The sequence below is a fragment of the Nostoc cf. commune SO-36 genome (assembly GCF_023734775.1).
GTDB classification, from domain to species: Bacteria; Cyanobacteriota; Cyanobacteriia; order Cyanobacteriales; family Nostocaceae; genus Nostoc; species Nostoc commune_A.
In genome coordinates this window covers 3,494,319-3,514,163 of the sequence record NZ_AP025732.1, presented here as the reverse complement: position 1 = coordinate 3,514,163, position 19,845 = coordinate 3,494,319, and the positions used below count along the sequence as shown (strand labels likewise).

12 protein-coding genes are annotated in these 19,845 nt (G+C 41.8%); 3 read left to right on the top strand and 9 right to left on the bottom strand.

The features are described 5' to 3' along the window. Positions 1-154 precede the first annotated feature (154 nt). The gene (locus tag ANSO36C_RS15785; protein WP_251955313.1) at positions 155-793 is read right to left on the bottom strand and encodes a lysophospholipid acyltransferase family protein; all 639 of its coding nucleotides are present in this window, start codon (positions 791-793) and stop codon (positions 155-157) included. Between the two features lie 133 nt (positions 794-926). Here ANSO36C_RS15785 and ANSO36C_RS15780 point away from each other — a divergent pair, with 133 nt between their 5' ends. Then, complete coding sequence (locus tag ANSO36C_RS15780; RefSeq protein WP_323374451.1) at positions 927-6,683, top strand: ATP-binding sensor histidine kinase; 5,757 nt, start codon at positions 927-929, stop codon at positions 6,681-6,683. 68 nt (positions 6,684-6,751) lie between these two features. Further along, complete coding sequence (locus ANSO36C_RS15775; RefSeq protein WP_251955312.1) at positions 6,752-9,085, top strand: sensor histidine kinase; 2,334 nt, start codon at positions 6,752-6,754, stop codon at positions 9,083-9,085. A 168-nt stretch (positions 9,086-9,253) separates the two neighbouring features. Here ANSO36C_RS15775 and fabD read toward each other — a convergent pair whose 3' ends face one another. The 8 genes from fabD to ANSO36C_RS15735 all read right to left on the bottom strand — a co-directional run bounded on the left by fabD (position 9,254) and on the right by ANSO36C_RS15735 (position 17,696). Beyond that, positions 9,254-10,141 (bottom strand): ACP S-malonyltransferase, encoded by an 888-nt coding sequence (gene fabD / locus ANSO36C_RS15770; RefSeq protein ID WP_251955311.1) that lies wholly within the window; start codon positions 10,139-10,141, stop codon positions 9,254-9,256. 142 nt (positions 10,142-10,283) lie between these two features. Continuing rightward, positions 10,284-11,276 (bottom strand): beta-ketoacyl-ACP synthase 3, encoded by a 993-nt coding sequence (locus ANSO36C_RS15765; protein ID WP_251955310.1) that lies wholly within the window; start codon positions 11,274-11,276, stop codon positions 10,284-10,286. Between the two features lie 203 nt (positions 11,277-11,479). After that, a complete protein-coding gene (gene plsX / locus ANSO36C_RS15760; RefSeq protein WP_251955309.1) occupies positions 11,480-12,502 on the bottom strand; it encodes a phosphate acyltransferase PlsX in 1,023 nt (340 codons plus the stop codon). A 56-nt stretch (positions 12,503-12,558) separates the two neighbouring features. Beyond that, positions 12,559-12,696, bottom strand: a complete 138-nt coding sequence (locus tag ANSO36C_RS15755) for a hypothetical protein (protein WP_251955308.1) — start codon at positions 12,694-12,696, stop codon at positions 12,559-12,561. Positions 12,697-12,764: 68 nt separating this feature from the next. Then, positions 12,765-14,246 carry a leucyl aminopeptidase gene (locus ANSO36C_RS15750; protein ID WP_251955307.1) on the bottom strand — a complete coding sequence of 494 codons (1,482 nt, stop codon included), beginning with the start codon at positions 14,244-14,246 and terminating at the stop codon, positions 12,765-12,767. Between the two features lie 441 nt (positions 14,247-14,687). Continuing rightward, positions 14,688-15,854, bottom strand: coding sequence for an EcsC family protein (locus ANSO36C_RS15745; protein ID WP_251955306.1), 1,167 nt, complete (start codon positions 15,852-15,854; stop codon positions 14,688-14,690). A 130-nt stretch (positions 15,855-15,984) separates the two neighbouring features. Then, complete coding sequence (locus ANSO36C_RS15740) at positions 15,985-16,803, bottom strand: alpha/beta fold hydrolase (protein WP_251955304.1); 819 nt, start codon at positions 16,801-16,803, stop codon at positions 15,985-15,987. Between the two features lie 167 nt (positions 16,804-16,970). Continuing rightward, complete coding sequence (locus ANSO36C_RS15735) at positions 16,971-17,696, bottom strand: lysophospholipid acyltransferase family protein (protein WP_251955303.1); 726 nt, start codon at positions 17,694-17,696, stop codon at positions 16,971-16,973. A gap of 379 nt (positions 17,697-18,075) precedes the next feature. Here ANSO36C_RS15735 and metG point away from each other — a divergent pair, with 379 nt between their 5' ends. Further along, positions 18,076-19,680: a methionine--tRNA ligase gene (gene metG, locus ANSO36C_RS15730; RefSeq protein WP_251955302.1), complete on the top strand. Its 1,605-nt coding sequence runs from the start codon at positions 18,076-18,078 to the stop codon at positions 19,678-19,680. The last annotated feature ends 165 nt before the right edge of the window (positions 19,681-19,845 follow it).

Genomic DNA, 19,845 nt, shown 5'->3' with positions numbered 1-19,845 from the left:
TGCTGTTTAGGGTGAAATTGATGGTAGATTTGCCTAGCAGTTGCATTTAAGCACAAAGTCTGATGTCATTGCTAGAGCAGATTGACCTTAAACATACAGAGGTTTAGGAGCGATCGCTACCTCCCTAAAGCATATATCTGTTGTATCTCTAGATTCATCGCCCTAAATCATGCATTTCGTTAATTACCGTGGCACACTTTTGTGTCAACGCCTCCAATTCCTCTTTATTAGTGGAACTAGGCGCATCAATCAAGTTACCGATTCTCACAGTGATGGGAACTGCGCGAGGTAGAAACGAGCCTTTTTGTAAAATCTTCTCAGTACCCCAGACACTTACTGGTAATATGGGGGCTTTTGCTTTCGCCGCTAGTAGCAGTGCGCCTCTTTTGGGGTCTGTGATTCGACCATCTGGGGTGCGAGTACCTTCTAAGAAAACACCGACAGCCCAACCTTTATCGAGATATTCTAGGGCGGAACGGATGGCATTGCGATCGGCACTTCCCCGACTCACCGGGTAAGCACCATACAGTTTAATCGCTTGCGCCAAAACAGGGATTTTAAATAACTCTTCTTTCGCCATGTACGCCACTGGACGACGTACACAATTAGAGACAATCGGCGGGTCAAAGTAACTAGCGTGATTACTTACTATTAACAACGACCCTGATTTGGGGACATTTTCCGTACCATGAATCTGGCCCCGAAAGTAAGCGTGAAGCATGGGGCTGACGACTGACCATTTAAAGGCGTGGTAAAGTGCCAGACTGATCAACGGTTCGCGGTTTTTGTCCACAGAAGATAATGCAAATCAAACTGAATTTAGCATACGCGATCGCCAGGCCCAGAGCAAACGCCAAAAAGTGTGGATATAAATTGCTTCACTTATCTGGGAACACTAAATCTGTAAGTATCAAAGATTTAGCAGTATGGATAGCCCTATTGTCAGTATTACCGGATATCGCATCAGTAAAGAACTATACAATGGTTCTAGAACCATAGTTTATCGCGGTTATCGAGATGACTCTTTACCTGTGGTGATTAAACTGCTGAAAAATCCTTATCCCAGTTTTAGCGAACTGGTGCAGTTTCGTAATCAATACACCATTGCCAAAAATCTTAACTCACCTCTAATTATCCAAACTTATAGCCTGGAACCTTATCAAAATGGCTATGCGTTGGTGATGGAGGACTTTGGGGGGATTTCTCTGAAAGAATGGGGAACAGGGGAAAACCTCCGAAATATTAGGGAGTTTTTACAGATAGCGATCGCACTTTGCAACGCCTTAGATATACTATACCGTTCGCGCATTATTCATAAAGATATTAAACCTGCCAATATTCTAATTAATCCCGAAACCAAACAAGTTAAATTAATTGACTTTAGTATTGCATCCTTACTACCACGGGAAACTCAAACACTAATGAATCCCAATGTGTTGGAGGGGACACTTAGTTATATTTCTCCTGAACAAACAGGAAGAATGAATCGAGGGATTGACTACCGGACTGACTTTTATTCATTAGGTGTGACTTTTTACGAATTATTGACGGGAGAATTACCGTTTCAATCAAATGATCCGATGGAATTGGTACATTGTCATTTAGCAAAACTTCCACCATCCCTTCGGGAAGTCAAAAGTGAAGAAATTCCGCAAGTCTTGTCAGATATCGTGATGAAATTGATGGCGAAAAATGCTGAAGATCGCTATCAGAGTGCATTAGGACTGAAATTTGATTTAGAAAAATGTTTATCTCAACTCCTAGAAACTGGTGAAATTAAGAGTTTTTTAATTGCCCAAAGAGATGTGTGCGATCGCTTCATTATTCCTGATAAACTCTATGGACGGGAAACAGAAGTATCAACCTTACTCCAAGCATTTGAAAGAGTTAGCCTTGGTGCAACAGAAATGATGCTGGTAGCTGGTTTTTCCGGTATTGGTAAAACCGTTGTAATTAATGAAGTTCATAAACCGATTGTTAGACAACGCGGTTATTTTATCAAAGGTAAATTTGACCAATTTCAACGGAATATTCCCTTAAGTGCATTGGTACAAGCATTTCGGGATTTCATGGAGCAACTATTAACAGAAAGTGATAGCCAAATCCAGCAATGGAAAAGCAAAATATTAGAAGCTGCGGGTGAAAATGGACAAGTAATTATTGATGTCATCCCGGAATTAGAAAGAATTATTGGTCAACAATCATCTCCTCCAGAATTATCAGGAAATGCAGCACAAATTAGATTTAATTTGATATTCCAAAAGTTTACTCAAGTTTTTACTACTGCCGAACATCCATTAGTGATGTTTTTAGATGATTTACAATGGGCAGATTCAGCATCGCTGAAGTTAATCCAGTTATTAATGGCTGATACAGGACATCTTTTATTAATTGGTGCATATCGTGATAACGAAGTCGAAAAAGCACATCCGTTAATGTTGACTTTGAGTGAAATTGAAAAAACACAAGCAACGATTAATACTATTACATTAGTACCACTAAATCAAAGACAAGTGAATCAGTTAATTGCTGACACACTTAAATGTTCTGAAGATTTAGCATTGCCTCTTTCCCTACTGGTATCTCAAAAAACTCAAGGTAATCCATTTTTCGCTACACAATTTATCAAAGCATTACATCAAGATAGGCTGATTCAATTTAACTTTGAGTCAGGCTTTTGGGAATGTGACATTGCACAAGTGACTACTCAAGCGGTTACAGATGATGTTGTTAAGTTTATGGCATTTCAACTACAAAGACTGCCACAATCAACTCAAAATATCTTGCAGTTAGCTGCTTGTATTGGCAATCAATTTGATTTGGCAACTTTGGCAATTGTTTCAGAATCATCGGAAATCGAAACGGCTGCTGATTTGTGGAAAGCTTTGGAAGAAGGGTTACTTTTAACTACTGGTGATGTTTATAAATTCTTTCAGCACAGTGGGCAGGATTGTGATTCAAAGCCTATAAATTCTAATTTTCAAGTCCCGAACTATAAATTTTTACACGATCGCGTTCAACAAGCTGCTTATTTTTTGATTCCAGAAGCTCAGAAGCAGACTACTCACTTAAAGCTAGGTAGGCTACTTTTAAATAATACTTCTCCCAGCGAACAAGAAGAAAAAATATTTAAAATTGTTAGTCAATTGAACCTGGGGTTAGGGTTAATTACTCAACAGACAGAACGAGATAAACTAGCTCAGTTAAATCTGTTAGCTGGACAGAAAGCTATAACTGCCACTGCCTACACTGCTGCGATTGAATATCTAAAACTAGGAATGGAATTACTAACAGCAGATAGCTGGCAAAGTCATTACAATCTCACTCTAGCGCTGTATGAAGATGCAGCAAAAGCAGAATACTTAAACACCAACTTTGAACAGGCTATCAAACTGATAGACCTAATCTTGCAGCAAACTACACAGATATTGGACAGAGTTAAAGCTTATGAGCTGAAAGTGCAGATTTATATTGCCCAAGATCAGCAAGTTAAAGCTATTGAAACAGGGTTAAAAGCACTGGAGCAGTTAAACATTTCGTTGAGATCACCTGATGTAGAACCAGAGAATCGTTTAGCTCAACTACCAACTTTAACAAACTTAGCTAATATTCCAGAAATGACCAATCTGGAATCTCTGGCTGCACTACGGTTGCTGATTAGCATTACACCTCCTGTTCATCATGTCAAACCGGATATGTTTCCGTCAGTAGCACTGACAAAGCTTCATCTTTGTCTTGAACAGGGACATTCATCTTTGGCTGCTTTTGCCTATGGAAGTTATGGTGTATTTCTTTGTGCTGTAATCGGAGATGTCGATACTGCTTATTACTCAAGTCAAATAGCTTTAAAGTTACTAGAACAATACCAGAGTAAAGAAATCAGTTCAAAAATTTATATGATTTTTGGTGTTTTTATCTGTGCTTACAAAGAGCATGGTCGAAATACACTCACAGCTTTACGAGAAAGTATCCAGTGTGGGCTAGAAGTTGGAGATATTGAACACGCTAGCTATTCAATGATGGCTGAATGTACGCATTTATTCTTAATTGGAGAAACTCTAGATGCTGTTGAGGAAAGGCAAACCAAATATATTAATCTACTTTTAAAACTCAAACAAAAACATTGTGTTGATTATGCCCAGGTTTGGAGGCAAGTCACCTTAAACTTACTTGGTCGATCCTCTCACCAATATTACCTGACTGGTGTTGATTTTGATGAGACAAAAATGTTGCCGCATCTTCACAACACCGACAATCATCAGTCACTATTTGCCATCTATCTTGCCAAAACAGCTATCTTGTATACCTTTGATCAGTATGAAGAGGCTGCAAGCAATGCAGAAAAAGCCACTGAATATATGGATGGAGCCTTTGGTCTACTCTTAGTTGCAGGACATAATTTTTACTACTCTTTGTCCTTACTTGCAAAGTATTCTAGCTGCGATCGCCAACAGGATCAACAAGAATGTTGGTTAAATCAGGTAGTTAGCAACCAAAAACTCATGCACTATTGGGCTGGCTATGCTCCTGTTAATTTTCAGCATAAGTATGACTTAGTTGAGGCAGAAACAGCGCGGGTAATGGGAGACAAGCTTAAGGCGATGGAATATTACGATCGCGCCATCTCCCTTGCCAAAGCCAACGGCTACATCCAAGAAGAAGCACTTAGCAATGAATTAGCAGCCAAATTTTACCTCGGCTGGGATAAAGAAAAAGTTGCCCAACCATATATGCAAGAAGCATACTACTGCTACGCTCGTTGGGGCGCAAAAGCCAAAATAGAAGACTTAGAAAAACGCTATCCCCACCTACTCCAACCCATCCTGCAACAGCAACGAATCAACCTCAAACACGACGAAACTATTAGCTTTCGTGGGACTTCCTCTTCCACTCGCACTTCTAGCGCTGGCAGCACCAGTATTTCTGATGCACTAGATTTTACTTCAGTTCTCAAAGCGGCTCAAGCTATCTCCAGTTCTCTAGAATTAGATCAACTTGTTGCCAGCCTCAGCCGCATTATCCTCGAAAACTCCGGCGCGAAAAAAGCTGCACTAATTCTTCCCCAAGAAGACACTTGGCAAGTTAGGGCAATTACCTCAAATTCACAGATTGGTATCCAAACCATTCTTGAACCACAATCACTAGACAATTGTCAAGATATTCCCGTAAATATTATCCATTACGTCAAAAATACCAAGCAAACAGTTGTTATAGACAATTGCACAACAGATATTATTGGGTTAATTGGGGAATATATGCACTCCTCACAACCCCAGAGTGTATTATGTACTCCGATTATTAATCAAGGGCGTTTGGTGGGGATTCTTTATCTAGAAAATCGACTGACGCAAGGGGTATTCACTAGCGATCGCCTTTCTATTATAAATTTCCTCTGCACTCAAGCTGCAATTTCTTTGGAAAATGCCCAATTATATAATCATCTCCAAGAGAGAGAAAAATTCCTCAGTAGTATTTATGAAGGTGTTGGCTGTCTCATTTTTGTGGTCGAGATCCGAGATAATGATAGGTTTGAGTACACAGGATGGAGTAAATCGTGCGAATTAGCGGTTGGTATCTCTGCTTCCCAAGTGCTGGGTAAAACTCCGCAAGAATTACATGGTGATGAAGGTGCAGTAGTATATCAAAATTATCTGCGTTGTTTACAAACCGGAATACCCATCACCTATGAAGAATGTTTAACATTTAATCACCAGAAAAACTGGTGGTTAACCACACTCAGTCCATTAAAAGATGAGACGGGCAAAGTTTATCGCATAGTTGGGACAACTATCAATATTAGCGATCTCTACGAGGAGCTTCGCTTACGCAAACAAGCTGAAGAAGCTGTAACAGAAAAATCTCAAGCACTCGAAGCAGCTTTAGCAGATTTACAACAAGCGCAATTAAAAATTGTTCAGAGTGAAAAAATGTCAGCACTGGGGAATTTAGTTGCTGGGGTAGCCCATGAAATGAATAATCCTTTGGGCTTTATTGCGGCGAGTCTCAAACAAGCTAAACCCACCATTGCTGATATTATTAAACACTTAAAACTATATCAAGCAAGTCTTCTCGATCCTGATGATGAAATCAAAGAACATGCCGAAGAAATTGATTTAGATTATACCTTAGAAGACTTACCAAAAATTATTGATTCAATGGTGATAGCGTGCGATCGCCTCAAAAATATCAGCACGAGTTTAAGAACTTTTTCTCGTGCTGACAAAGATTACAAAGTGCCGTTTAATATCCATGAAGGTATCGAAAGTACGATTTTAATTCTCAAACATCGCCTCAAAGAAAACGAACAACGTCCAGCAATTGAAGTAACCACTGATTATGCTAATTTGCCCAAAATTGAATGTTTTCCTGGACAATTAAATCAGGTATTTATGAATATTCTAGCTAATGCTATTGATGCTTTAGAAGAATCAAATACTGGTCGAAATTTTCAGAAAATTAAGGGAAATCCCAACCAAATTACAATTAAAACCTCCTGGGAAAATGGATGCGTAAAAATTGTTATTGCTGATAATGGCAATGGGATGAATGAATCAGTGAAACAAAAGATTTTTGATCACTTATTTACTACAAAAGGTGTGGGAAAAGGGACGGGATTGGGGTTAGCGATCGCTCGTCAAATCGTTACAGAAAAACATGGAGGAGTGATTCGAGGTAGATTCTAGACCAGGCGAAGGTACTGAGTTTGTGATCTACTTACCGATGTAGTATACACCTGCGTTTGCATATCGACATGAATTTTCTGGAAATCTTCAGCCTAAATACTTATCTCTGCCATTCCATGCTTACCCAATTTAGACAAATCTTTAACAAACAGTGGTCTTTGAAGTCTGTCCATGTCGTTAAGAATCGTCCCACCTCACTGACCCACAAAACATTAATTAATATGGCACTGCGAGTAATGGCGGTGGTACTCGTGTCTGCTGGAGTGAGCTATATCCATGTCATGTCTCGTTTGGAAACCCAGACTCAAACGCAGCTAGAAAAGTACATCAGCGCACGGGGAGAGCAAGAAAGTAGTATCTTTCGACTTGCACAGGATAACCTCGCTTTGCTGCGCGATCGGCTTTTGCTGGAATTCAAACAACCCACTAATATTGATTTCCAGGCTGAATTTGAGCGGCAGTATTTTTCTTGGAACGATGGTACTCGACGCAATTTTCCTCAAAATCAACCGATCAAAGACTTTGATTCGACTCGATATGCCGGATCATTCATTGGTCGAAATGTGCAAATTACTGAAGAACTACAGCAACGCCTGTTCAGGGCTAACACACTAATTAGTGCCTACGGAGCTGCTTGGTCTAATCGGTTTGTCGATACCTATTTTGTTACACGAGAAAATGTATCGCTTTGCTACTGGAAAGGGGTGCCGTTCGGATTGCAGTCACCGCCCGATCTGTATCATCCAAAAGAGGAATATTTCTATATTGCCGCTCCTCAACATAACCCGTCTCGATCACCGAAATGGACAGGTGTTTATCTTGATCCAAGTGTTAAGCTCTGGATGGTTTCGGCAATTGTACCGATTTATGAGGGCGATCGCTTCCTGGGTATTGTAGGACATGATGTGGTCTTAACTGAACTGATGGAGCATACGATCCAGGATCAATTACCAGGAACCTACAATCTGATTTTTCGCTCAGACGGTCGTTTAATTGTCCACCCCCACCGCACTGCCCAAATTCAGCAAGCTCAAGGTCAACTCAAAATCGATGCAATTAAAGATCCCCATCTCAACCGTATTTTTCAGCTAGTTACAAAGGCTCAACCGAAAACCCATATCCTCGAAAATAGCCAAGACCGTGAATACTTAGCAGTGAATCGCTTACAAGGCCCAGACTGGTATTTTGTCACAGTCTATCCGAAATCACTGCTATCGGGGGAAGCATGGGATACGGCTCAGTTTATCTTAATATCCGGTGCAGTGGCGCTGCTGGTTGAAGTGTTGTTGCTCTTGTCGGTGTTGCAACAACAAATTGCTAAACCCCTCCAGCAATTAACCGCCGCTAGTAACCAACTTGCTAACGGTGATTTTGCGATCGATCTCGATACCACGCGACAGGATGAACTGGGAGGACTTGCTAGTTCTTTCAACAGTATGGCAATTCAGTTAAAGACTTCTTTCATCGAACTTGAACAGGTAAATAATGCCTTAGAGCTAAGGGTTGAGGAGCGGACAACAACATTACAAAATACACTTGAAGAACTACGTCGTACCCAAGCCCAGATGATCCAGAGTGAAAAAATGTCAGCCTTGGGGCAACTGGTGGCAGGCGTGGCACATGAGATCAATAATCCTGTCAGCTTCATTTACGGCAACCTCACCTATGTACAAAATTATGCTCAAGATTTATTGGAATTTATTCAACTGTATCAGTATCACTATCCCAATCCAGTCGCTGAAATTCAAGCTGAGGCTAAAGAATTGGATCTGGAATTTATTCGAGATGATTTGCCCAAAATGCTATCTTCGATGGAAATTGGCACCAATCGTATTCGTGAAATTGTGTTATCACTTCGCAATTTCTCCCGTTTAGATGAAGCTGAATTTAAGGCGGTTGATATTCATCAGGGCATTGATAGTGCGTTATTAATTTTGCAACATCGTTTGAAAGCTCAACCGCAGCGTCCAGTAATAGAAGTGATAAAAAGCTATGATAAATTGCCTCCGGTGATCTGCTATCCCAGCGAACTCAATCAGGTATTTATGAATATTTTGTCTAATGCGATTGATGCGTTAGAAGATGCAAATCAGCAGCGCCCGCCTACAGAAATTGCTTCACATCCCAATACAATTTGGATTCATACTCGCTTGCTATCTGAAAAACAAGCCATGATTGCGATCGCAGATAACGGTCTTGGAGTTTCAGAAACAACTCTAAAAAGATTATTTGATCCCTTTTTCACGACTAAAGATGTAGGTAAAGGATCTGGATTGGGTTTATCTATCAGCTATCAAATTGTGACTGAACTGCATCAAGGTAAACTTGATTGTAATTCCACACTAGGAAAGGGCGCAGAATTTGTCATAACCTTACCGATAGAAGCTAACTTAATAGCTTGACGAGAATTTACAATTACAACATCAATCGGAGATATGGCAGTTTGCAATTGCGTTGAGTACAGACAATTTTTAGTGGCGCAAAGATGTGCGCTACTACGTACCCTGCGGGACGCTCCGTGTTCGCGTAAGCGTCCCGCAGGGATGGAATGTTTTTTAATTGGAAGTCCTTTATTTTGCAGTGCCTAAATCAGCAACACTCTGGATATTTTTTAATATTAAGTCAGGGCTACTACGTTTAATCAATCCAGTTAGCACTTTACCAGGGCCAATTTCCATTACTCGCTCAATTCCGTTGGCTGGTAATTGCAGACAAATTTCTCGCCATCTTACAGAACCAGTCATTTGTTTATTTAAGCGCTGCTTTAAAATCTCGGCATCAATAGACGCAATTGGTTCTACATTAGACAACACTGGCACAGTAGCTGGCTGAAATTCTACAGATTCTAAAATATCTTGAAATTCCGCAGCTGCTGGTGCTATTAAATGTGAGTGAAATGCTCCAGAAACTTTTAGGGGAACCGCACGCTTTGCTTTAACTTGAGTCATCACTGCTTGTACAGCCTCAGTCGTGCCTGAAATTACCACCTGAGCCGGACTATTGTCATTTGCTAGCACTACATCAGGCGTTTGGGCAATGACTGTTTCCAACTGTTCGCGGTCAAAGTTCATCAAAGCTGCCATCATTCCACCGACGGCACTATCCATGAGTTCTGCGCGACGCTTTACTAAATATAAACCAGCCGACCACTCAAAGACACCCGCTACATAAAGGGCAGAATATTCTCCCAAACTGTGGCCAGCAACTAAATCTGGCTGGTGTCCATCTTCTCGGAGAAGATCAGCAAGAATGCTTTCTACCACATAAAGAATTGGTTGAGTGTATAGCGTCTGTGATAGTTTTTCTTCTTCTTTTTGACAGATTTCTATTACAGACCAGCCTAAAATTTCCTCAGCCTGGGCAAATTTGTCTTTAGCTGATGGTATATCTAATAAATCCATTCCCATTCCCAGCGCTTGGGAACCTTGTCCGGGAAACACCCATGCAGTTTTTGTCATTTGTCAAGAGTCAGTGGTCAGTGGTCATGGGTCATTGGTCATTGGTCATTGGTCATTTGTCATTTGTCATTTGTCATTAACAAAGGACAAAGGACTAATGACATAGATGCGTCAGCAGCTTACCGCAGGGTAGGACAAAATATTATCTTCCCCATTGAAAAATTGCCGCACCCCAGGTAAGACCAGCACCAAAGCCGGATGTAGCAACTATGTCATTGGGTTTAATTTTCCCTTGCCGTACTGCTTCATCTAAGGCTAAGGGGATGGAAGCAGCTGAGGTATTGCCATACTGGGCAAGATTACTTATAACTTTATGTTCTGGGATATTTAGACGTTGGGCAACGGCATCGATAATTCGTTGATTGGCTTGATGCAATATCAGCCAATCTATTTGCTCAACGCTGATGTTGGCTTGAAACAAGGCTTTATCAATGATTTCTGGCACTTTTTGGACAGCAAAGCGGTAGACTTCTTTGCCGTTCATCGTGATCGGTTGGTAAGTGCCTTTTGTAATATTTACATCAGGGAGCAGTTCTTGGGAAGCGCCTGCATAAGCAAGATTGAGGTGATGGTTTTGAGTGCCATCACTTTTAAGGGCAAATCCTAATAAGCGATCGCTTTTGTCAGCTTGCAATACTACCGCTCCTGCACCATCACCAAACAATACACAAGTGCGCCGATCTTCCCAATCTACCCAGCGAGACAGGATATCTGCCCCGATTAATAGCACGTTTTTATAGACGCCGGTTCTAATGTATTGGGCTGCTGTAACTAGACCAAACACAAAGCCAGAGCAGGCTGCTGTCAAGTCAAAGGCTACTGCGTTGGTGGCTCCCAATTTAGCTTGTACTTGACAAGCACTACCAAACAAATCATCCGGGGTGGAAGTCGCTAGTAGAATCAGGTCTAGGTCTTCTGCTTTAATTCCCGAAGCTGCGATCGCCTGACTGCTAGCGGCAGTAGCGAGTACACTCAAGGACTCAGATGGCAATGCTAATCGCCGTTGACGAATTCCTGTTCTTGTAGCGATCCACTCATCTGATGTTTCAACTAGTTCACTCAATGTCTGGTTGTGTAAGGAAGTTGCTGGTACTGCCGAGCCGCTTCCGGTAATTGCTACGCCTAAGTTTTGCACTCCTAATCTCCCAAGCTATCAGCTTTTTGTCCTACCCTGCGGGAAGCCGCTGGTGCGTCTATGTCTTTTGTCCTTTGTCTTTTGTCCTTTGTCCTTTGTCAGTTGTCCTTTGTCTTTTGTCCTTTGTCCTTTGCAAATGACCAATGACTAATGACCAATGACTAATGACTAATGACCAATGACTAATGACCAATGACCAATGACTAACCGCTCTCACGCTCTAGGATATATTGGGACTGAATTCGTTGTATCACCTCGTTGTCAACAGCTTCTTTTGCCATGCGAATTGCATTAAAAATTGAGGGTGCTTGGGAGCTGCCGTGACCAATTAAACAGACTCCTGCCACGCCTAACAGCAAAGCGCCGCCGTGTTCGGCGTGATCCATGCGCTGCTTAACCCGCTTCAGGTTTGGTTTTAAGAGTGCTGAACCGATTTGACCGTGCAATCCTTGGGGTAATTCTTCCCGCAGAATTTGCAGAATCACTTCTCCAACGGCTTCGGCAAATTTTAACAATACATTACCTACAAAGCCATCGCAGACAATCACATCAAAGCGACCGGAAAGCACATCACGCCCTTCAGCATTGCCAATAAAATTAATTTGGGAATTTTCGCGTAGCAGTTGGTGGGCGCGGACGGCTGCATCATTGCCTTTGGAGTCTTCTTCACCGATATTCAGCAAACCCACCTTTGGTTCAGTTGTCCCCAAGACATACTGACTGTAAGCTGACCCCATAACGCCAAACTGCTCTAAAAACTGGGGACGGCAATCTACATTTGCGCCGACATCAAGTACCAGCACTGGCTTACCAGCAATAATTGTCGGAAAAACTGTGCCGATGGCTGGGCGCTCAATTCCTGGCAATCGTCCTAAGCGGAGCAAAGCTGATGCCATCGCTGCCCCAGAGTGACCCGCAGAAAATACGGCATCTGCCTTTTGCTGCTTGACTAAATCCATCGCTACATTGATAGAAGCCTTACGTTTGCGTCTAACTGCATTTAAAGGCTCCTCATCCATAGCGATCGCTTCCTCAGCAGTCACGATCTCCACCTGCCCTAAACTTGTTTTTGATGGCAAGGCAGCTTCTATTTGTTGCGGATCACCAACCAACAATACATCTACACCCAATTCTTCTCTTGCTCGCAACGCGCCAGCAACGATTTCACCAGGTGCGTGATCCCCTCCCATTGCGTCAATTGCGATCCGTACACGAGTCGATCTCATTGCTCACAGCTTCTAGAAACCTTACAAATTTTACCAGATGGCAAAGCCCGAAAAGCTTAACTTTCTGACCGCCAAATTTCTTCTGTTACTATTGCAACAATTTTTGCTGGCAAGCTCAAGATAGCATGAATTTGGGCATTGGGCATTGGGCATTGGGCATTGGGCATTGGGCATTGGCATTGGGCATTGGGCATTGGGCATTGGGCATTAGCCTGCCTCCTCTGCTCCCTTTGCTCCCCCTGCTCCCCCTGCCCCCTACTCCCTACTCCCCACTTCCTTCTACCCAGTTAACTAGCCTCCGAACGCCGTAACCGGTTGCCCCTGCGCTGTTGTAGCCATTTTCTTTATCTGTCCACACTGGGCCAGCAATATCTATGTGCGCCCAAGGGGTTTGTTTGACGAATTGTTTGAGGAAAAGGGCAGCAGTAATTGCACCGCCTGGGCGCGGGCCTGTATTTTTCATGTCCGCTATGCCAGACTTTAGCCCTTCAAAATATTTTTCTTCCATTGGCATTCGCCAAATCTTTTCTCCTGAAGTTTCCGCAGCTTTTTCGATCTGGGAAGCTACAGCATCATCGGGAGTGTATAAACCAGCAATATCTTCACCCAAGGCAATGACGTTGGCTCCAGTCAGGGTGGCTAAATCAACGATCGCATCTAATCCCAATTTGTCGGTATACACCAAGGCATCTGCTAAGGTCAAACGTCCTTCAGCGTCGGTGTTGTTCACTTCGATTGTTTTGCCGTTTGATGCTGTGAGAATGTCTCCTGGGCGCATGGCACGGCCGCTAATCATGTTCTCAGTCACCGCCGAGATAAAGTGAACTTCTGAATCTGGCTTGAGTTGAGCAATTGCTTTTGCTGCGCCCAAGGTAGCTGCTGCACCACCCATGTCAATTTTCATGGTTTCGATGCCGCTACCAGCACCTTTAATATTGAGTCCGCCGGAGTCGAAGGTTAAACCTTTGCCAATAATTGCCAGTTTCTTTTTGGGTGTACCTTCTGGTTTGTAAGTCAGGTGAATGAATTTAGGTGGTAAATCGGAAGCTTGGGCTACTCCTAAAAAAGCACCCATACCTAACTTTTCGCACTCTTCCCGTTCTAGAATTTCTAGTTGTAAACCGTGTTCGTTGGCGATCGCTTGAGCAGTTTCTGCCAAAGTAATTGGTGTTACGGCATTAGGTGGTGCTGCCACTAATTGCCGTGCCAAATTTACGCCTGAAACAATTTGATTGGCGCGGGTGATGGCGGCTTCTTGTCCACCAAATCCTAGTAAATCTACGGTTTCTATTTGTGAACCTTTATCTTCGGGTTCTGATTTAAAGCGAATATCTTGGTACAGTGCTAATTCAACACCTTCTGCGATCGCTTGGGCACTGGCTGCTGGATCATTGTTCCACAATGGAAAACTAAAACCCAGAATTTTGCTTTTTTGCTTCTTTCCTACCCTAGCTACAGCAGCAGCAGCGCGGCGCAGAGTATCTGGTTTTAGTGTTTCTGGTTTTCCTAAACCTACTAAAATCAATTTCCGCACTGGGCTACCAGCATTCACACGGGTAAAAATAGTGCTATTGGCTTTACCTTTAAATTCTTCTTCGGCAATCAGTTCTTTTAAGATCCCAGAAAACTTTTGATCTAAAGTTGCCAGTTCTCCGGTTAACTCTACTGCATCTTCAAATAATCCAATTGCCAAACTATCGCCTGCCCACTCTAGCAAAGGCTTATCACTCGGTTGAATTTTCATTTTGAGATTTTGTGTAAATATTCCTTCTTGTACCAGTATTGCTCAAAATTCTTGTTTCATGGTGAGGCGAGTGGGCATTGGATATAGGGAAGCAGGAATCAGTAACTATAATTTAGCCAATTGGTATAAATAGCGCCCATTAACGAGTCTTTGATTCTCATTAATCCACCTCGGAACTCCGTTAACGAGTCTTTGATACTCATTAATCCACCTCGGAACTCCGTTAACGAGTCTTTGATCCTCATTAATCCACCTCGGAACTCCGTTAATGAGTCTTTGATCCTTATTAATCCACCTCGGAACTCCGTTAACGAGTCTTTGATCCTCATTAATCCACCTCAGAACTCCGTTAATGAGTCTTTGATCCTCATTAATCCACATCGGAACTCCGTTAACGACTATTAACTTTACTGTTTTACTTCCTGTTCCATGCCCCATCCCCTATCTACCAATTTTATTTGCGTCAATATTAAATTTGTTGGCGATCGCTTCTATTATTTCTTGCTCAAGTCGTGTAGTCTTATTATCAAGCTGGGCAATTTTTTTACACTGAACGAGCAAGGGTACAGCAAAATCACGATTTAGCTGATTGAGCAGTATATCTAAAGACTTAGGCGATTTGATATTTTGGGCAATGGCATCCAACGAGTTAGGACTGAGTTTTACAGCTTGTAATTCTGGCAAAATTTCTTCCAAAGTCTTATCTGGATGACTGGCTAGGATCATGTGAACTAAGATTTGATCCATCACGGCTTCTTGAGCGATCGCACTTTCCAGATACTTTTCACTTTCGGCTTTTAATGTTGCTAATGTCTGCGGGGACGCCAGAGAAGTTGATTCATCCAGCTTGGTTTCGTAAAATCGACAAGCAGCATACCCCAATGAATAGATCATCGTTGCATTAGAACTAGCGCCAATTACCGCACCCGCTAAAGGCACATTTCGCAACAAGCCTAATCCCGCAGCTTTCAAAAGACGCCCTCCACCCAAAGCCAACCCAAAAATTGCCAAAATTTCACCTTTACGAGCTGGATCTTTTAAATCCAACCCGTAGACAGATGCAATTTGATAAAGCATTTCTGACTGCAATTTTGTTGTCGCTGTTAAATCAATTGCCAACAATGCAACTGCCATACCTGGCAAAATACTAGTGGCTAGTCCCACTGTCCCTGCTTGAGTTGCTTTTTCCACCATAATTCTGTGAGCAATCTGGCTGGGTGATTCATTTGGATACTGTTGCTTAAGCTTCTTTGCTGCCGCTTCTGCTTTTTCCAAATCAACAAGGTTATTATCATTAATTAGCCAATTTAGATTTAACACTCCAGATACTCTTCTAATCAGCCAATTTTCGCTGAGGCGATTCACAACCTGACCACTGCTTTGAGTTGTTTGCTCAATCAACTTGTGTGTTTCTTTGGCTGTCGCTTCTCCCACTCCTACTGCTGTGTCTAAAACTGCTTGGCCAGTTTGAGCAACAGTTTTAATAAAAGACTCAAATATAGAAGGTTCATTTTCTACTGATGATTGAGTCTGAATTCCTACTTCTGAAGTTTCTCTGGATGAATTAACTAATTTATTCACCTTTGTTTCTTGGGGTTTGTCTGCCATTGGTTGAAACCATCCTGTAAAGCCTCTCTTTAAACTTGTAACGAAGTTTGAGCGGCTTTGACATCTCTCGATAAGTACAATTTGTTAAAGCAATTAGAAATTAGAATGGCCCTTAACTATAGACAACTTTTTACTTTTTAACTCTACCTGTATCAGCTTTACTTTCTAAAAAGTCGTTAGCCTCAAGAATTTCGTAGAGATTAGTATCTTGTTCTAGCAAGCAAGCGTGTCCACAATGGGGCAAAACCACTATTTTATTATTTGGTAAGATGTTGCCTATCCGCTTCACTTCAGTTACAGAAGGCAAAAGGCGATCGCTACCACCGGCAATCAACAAAACTGGTTGAGTTAAGTGACCCAACTTTTCTTCATCAAGATGAAACTCTCGCAGTAAAGACAACCGCCAAAGAACGGTTTCTGCTGGGACAGAACGCATAGTTTTCAACAAATCGTGGCGATCGCTCCGAGAAATGCGTGACAAAGATGCTAAAAATGGCAACAAGCCTAGTGCGCCAATATCATACAATCCTGTTGGCACTAGGTAAGTTAGCTGGGATGCCCAACTTAACCAAGGGCGAAGCTGAAAGGACGAAGCTGGGTTAATTAAGATAATTCGCTTAAATAAATGGGGTGCTTGGATTGCGACTTTCATTGCCAAGCAACCACCAAAGGATTCACCACACAAGTAAACTGCTCTCTGAGAGCTTTTTTCTAATTCGCCGTCGATCAAGTCCAATACACTCTTAGTTAGGGCATCCCAAGTGTTAAGGCCTTTCCGGGGAAGCGCCAAAGAGCGCACATCAAAGCCAGTTTCTAATCCTACGGTTTGCGATCGCAATAGTTGACCAGTTCCATCCATTCCTGGCAAATATACTAACAGGGGATACTCTGGCTGTACTCGTTCAGGAGTCAGGAAACAAGGATTTAGCTCAACTTCTTGGATAGTCATTGGTCATTGATCATTGGTCATTGGTCATTAGTCAATGGTATAAAACTTTTGGATCGCTGATTGTTGCTGTTACGAGCTTCGGTAGTTTTGAGCAAAAACAAAAAAGGTCTTGGAACAATGCTAGCTGTTAGTCGTGAAGACAGTCCAAAATTCAAAATCGAATGCTTTTAATAGCAACCTTGACGCAGTAAATTGCTAATTTCACCATGACAGTGTTCTGTCAGTTCAGCCACAACAGTTCTGGCTTGTTTGCCATGATATTTTTTATGATGTTGGGGCGTAATCCAATAAGGACGACCGATTAACACCGCAACTCGACGATAAATTACCAAAGGATGCCAACCGCCTTGGTTAAATAAGGGTTCTGAAGGGTCAAATACACTCAAAAGCTTTAAGGGGAAGCCGGAAGTGTTGACTTCTTCTAAGGAGGCGATCGCGATCGGCAAAATAGCTAAATCCTGCACATCAGCCCGCAATGCCAAATGGGCAAATCCCCGATGAAACTCACTCAGATGATTTGGCTGACTAAATTTCACCATTGATTCAGTCCCTTCTGGAAATACTCCCACCATCTGCTTGGACTGCAATAGCACCTGCGACTGCGAAAAAAAGCTTTGGTGACGGTTTTGAGTTTCTTCCAAAGGAAAACACCCCAATTGTCCGGTGACAATCTCCCGCATTATTGGCACTTGTCCCATGTAGTGATGGCAAGCAAAGCGAATCGGACTCGATAACGCCGCCATTAAAATCAGTGCATCCATAAAGCTGCGGTGATTGCTGACTACCAACACGCTGGCATCCTGGGGAATGCGATCCTCGTAATAGCGAAACATTTGCGTTGAAAGTGCCGCCACCAAAGCGCGAGAAATCTCTAGGGGGCTATTTCCACTCATACCTAATCAATATATTTTCCAATAAATATGGCAGTTGATCTTAATTTAATTTTTACATTTCTTTACTATTGCCATGACCGTCTTAAGATAGAAATATCTCATCCACAAAAGCAGCTAAATTTCTTACCTTCTCAGTTATGTATTCTTCAACACAAGAATATCTGATATAAACTATTCAAAAAAATTATGATTAGTTAATTTCCATCTTTTAGGTAAAAATGAATTTAATTGATGCATATTAGAAAACAATTTTTGACCTGATAAATTTGCTAGGATGAATATGTTATTGGAAAAAATCTGAATAATATTGTATAATTGCGTGGTTTTGCCGCCACAAGTTAACAAGTAAAACGTTTTAATAAGTTAATTTTTATTTTCTATGAATCTAGTAAATAAAACAGAAAAGACATTTGCACTGACCACACCTCTATACTATGTAAACGATGTCCCCCATATAGGCAGTGCTTATACAACAATAGCAGCAGATGTTGTTGCACGATTTCAAAGGCTGCTAGGGCATCAGGTATTACTAATTACAGGTACAGATGAACACGGGCAAAAAATTCAGCGATCGGCAGAAAGTTTAGGCAAAGCACCGCAAGATTTTTGCGATGAAATTGTTCCTAGCTTTGTGAATTTATGGCAGTTATTAGACATTCAATACGATCGCTTTAGTCGGACTACTGCGCCTCGTCATGAAGCGATCGTTAAAGAATTCTTTAAGCGAGTCTGGGAATCTGGTGACATCTACCAGGGACAACAAAAAGGCTGGTACTGCGTATCCTGCGAAGAATTCAAAGAAGAACGGGATCTGCTAGAAGGACACCGTTGCCCGATTCATACTAACAAAGAAGTTGAGTGGCGAGACGAGCAAAACTATTTTTTCCGTTTATCCAAATATCAAACTAAGCTGACAGAATTTTATCAATCTAAGCCAAATTTTATTCAACCAGAAAGTCGGCGTAATGAAGTCCTCAGCTTTGTCAATCAAGGACTACAAGACTTTTCCATTTCACGGGTAAATCTAGATTGGGGTTTTCCTGTACCAGTTGATCCCAAGCACACCCTTTATGTCTGGTTTGATGCGCTGCTAGGTTATGTCACAGCATTATTAGAACCAGATGTAGAAGCGACTTTAGAAAATGCTTTAGAAAAGTGGTGGCCGATTAACTTGCACCTAATTGGTAAGGATATTCTGCGCTTCCATGCAGTTTATTGGCCGGCAATGCTGTTGTCGGCTGGCTTACCCTTGCCAGAGCGAGTATTTGGGCATGGCTTTTTGACCAAAGATGGTCAGAAGATGGGCAAAACTCTGGGTAACACCCTTGATCCTATAGCGTTAGTTGAGCGCTATGGTAGTGATGCCGTTCGTTATTACTTCCTTAAGGAAATCGAATTTGGCAAGGATGGAGATTTTAATGAAGTAAGGTTCATTAATGTTCTGAATGCAGATTTGGCAAATGATTTAGGTAATTTGCTCAATCGCACCTTGAGCATGGTGAAAAAATACTGCACTGAGAATAATGTCCCATCAATCGGCAATGAAGGGATTCCTGACGAAAATCCTTTGAAAGCAATTGGTTTAAGTCTAGGGGAACAGGTAAAACAAGCATACCAAGAGCTAGCTTTCAGTCAAGCCTGCGTAGCCATATTTTCGCTGGCGCAAGCCAGTAATAAGTTTATTGATGAACAAGCTCCTTGGTCATTATATAAACAGGGACAGCAGGAGTCAGTAGAAAAGGTTCTCTACGCAGTTCTAGAATCAGTTAGACTGGCAGCTTATCTGCTATCCCCAATTATTCCGAACATCAGTAGCGATATTTATCAGCAACTGGGCTTTGGAATAAACTTTAACGATCAAAAACAAAGTTCACTTACCGCTCCTTTTGCCATCCATGCTAAATGGGGGCTACTATCGAGCAAACAACAGTTGGGTAAACCCCAACCGATTTTTCAGCGAATAGAACCCCCGAAAAACGATTAGTCCTTATCAAACTCTGATTTTGTTCAATTTCTTATTTTCTCAAAAAATTTATCGGGGCTTAACTTATTAAATTAGCCCCGGAACATTATCATAAGCCACTGTGACTAGCATCTAAAAGTTCGTAATTTGTATCAAAAATAACAGGGATAATAATTGAGGTATCAC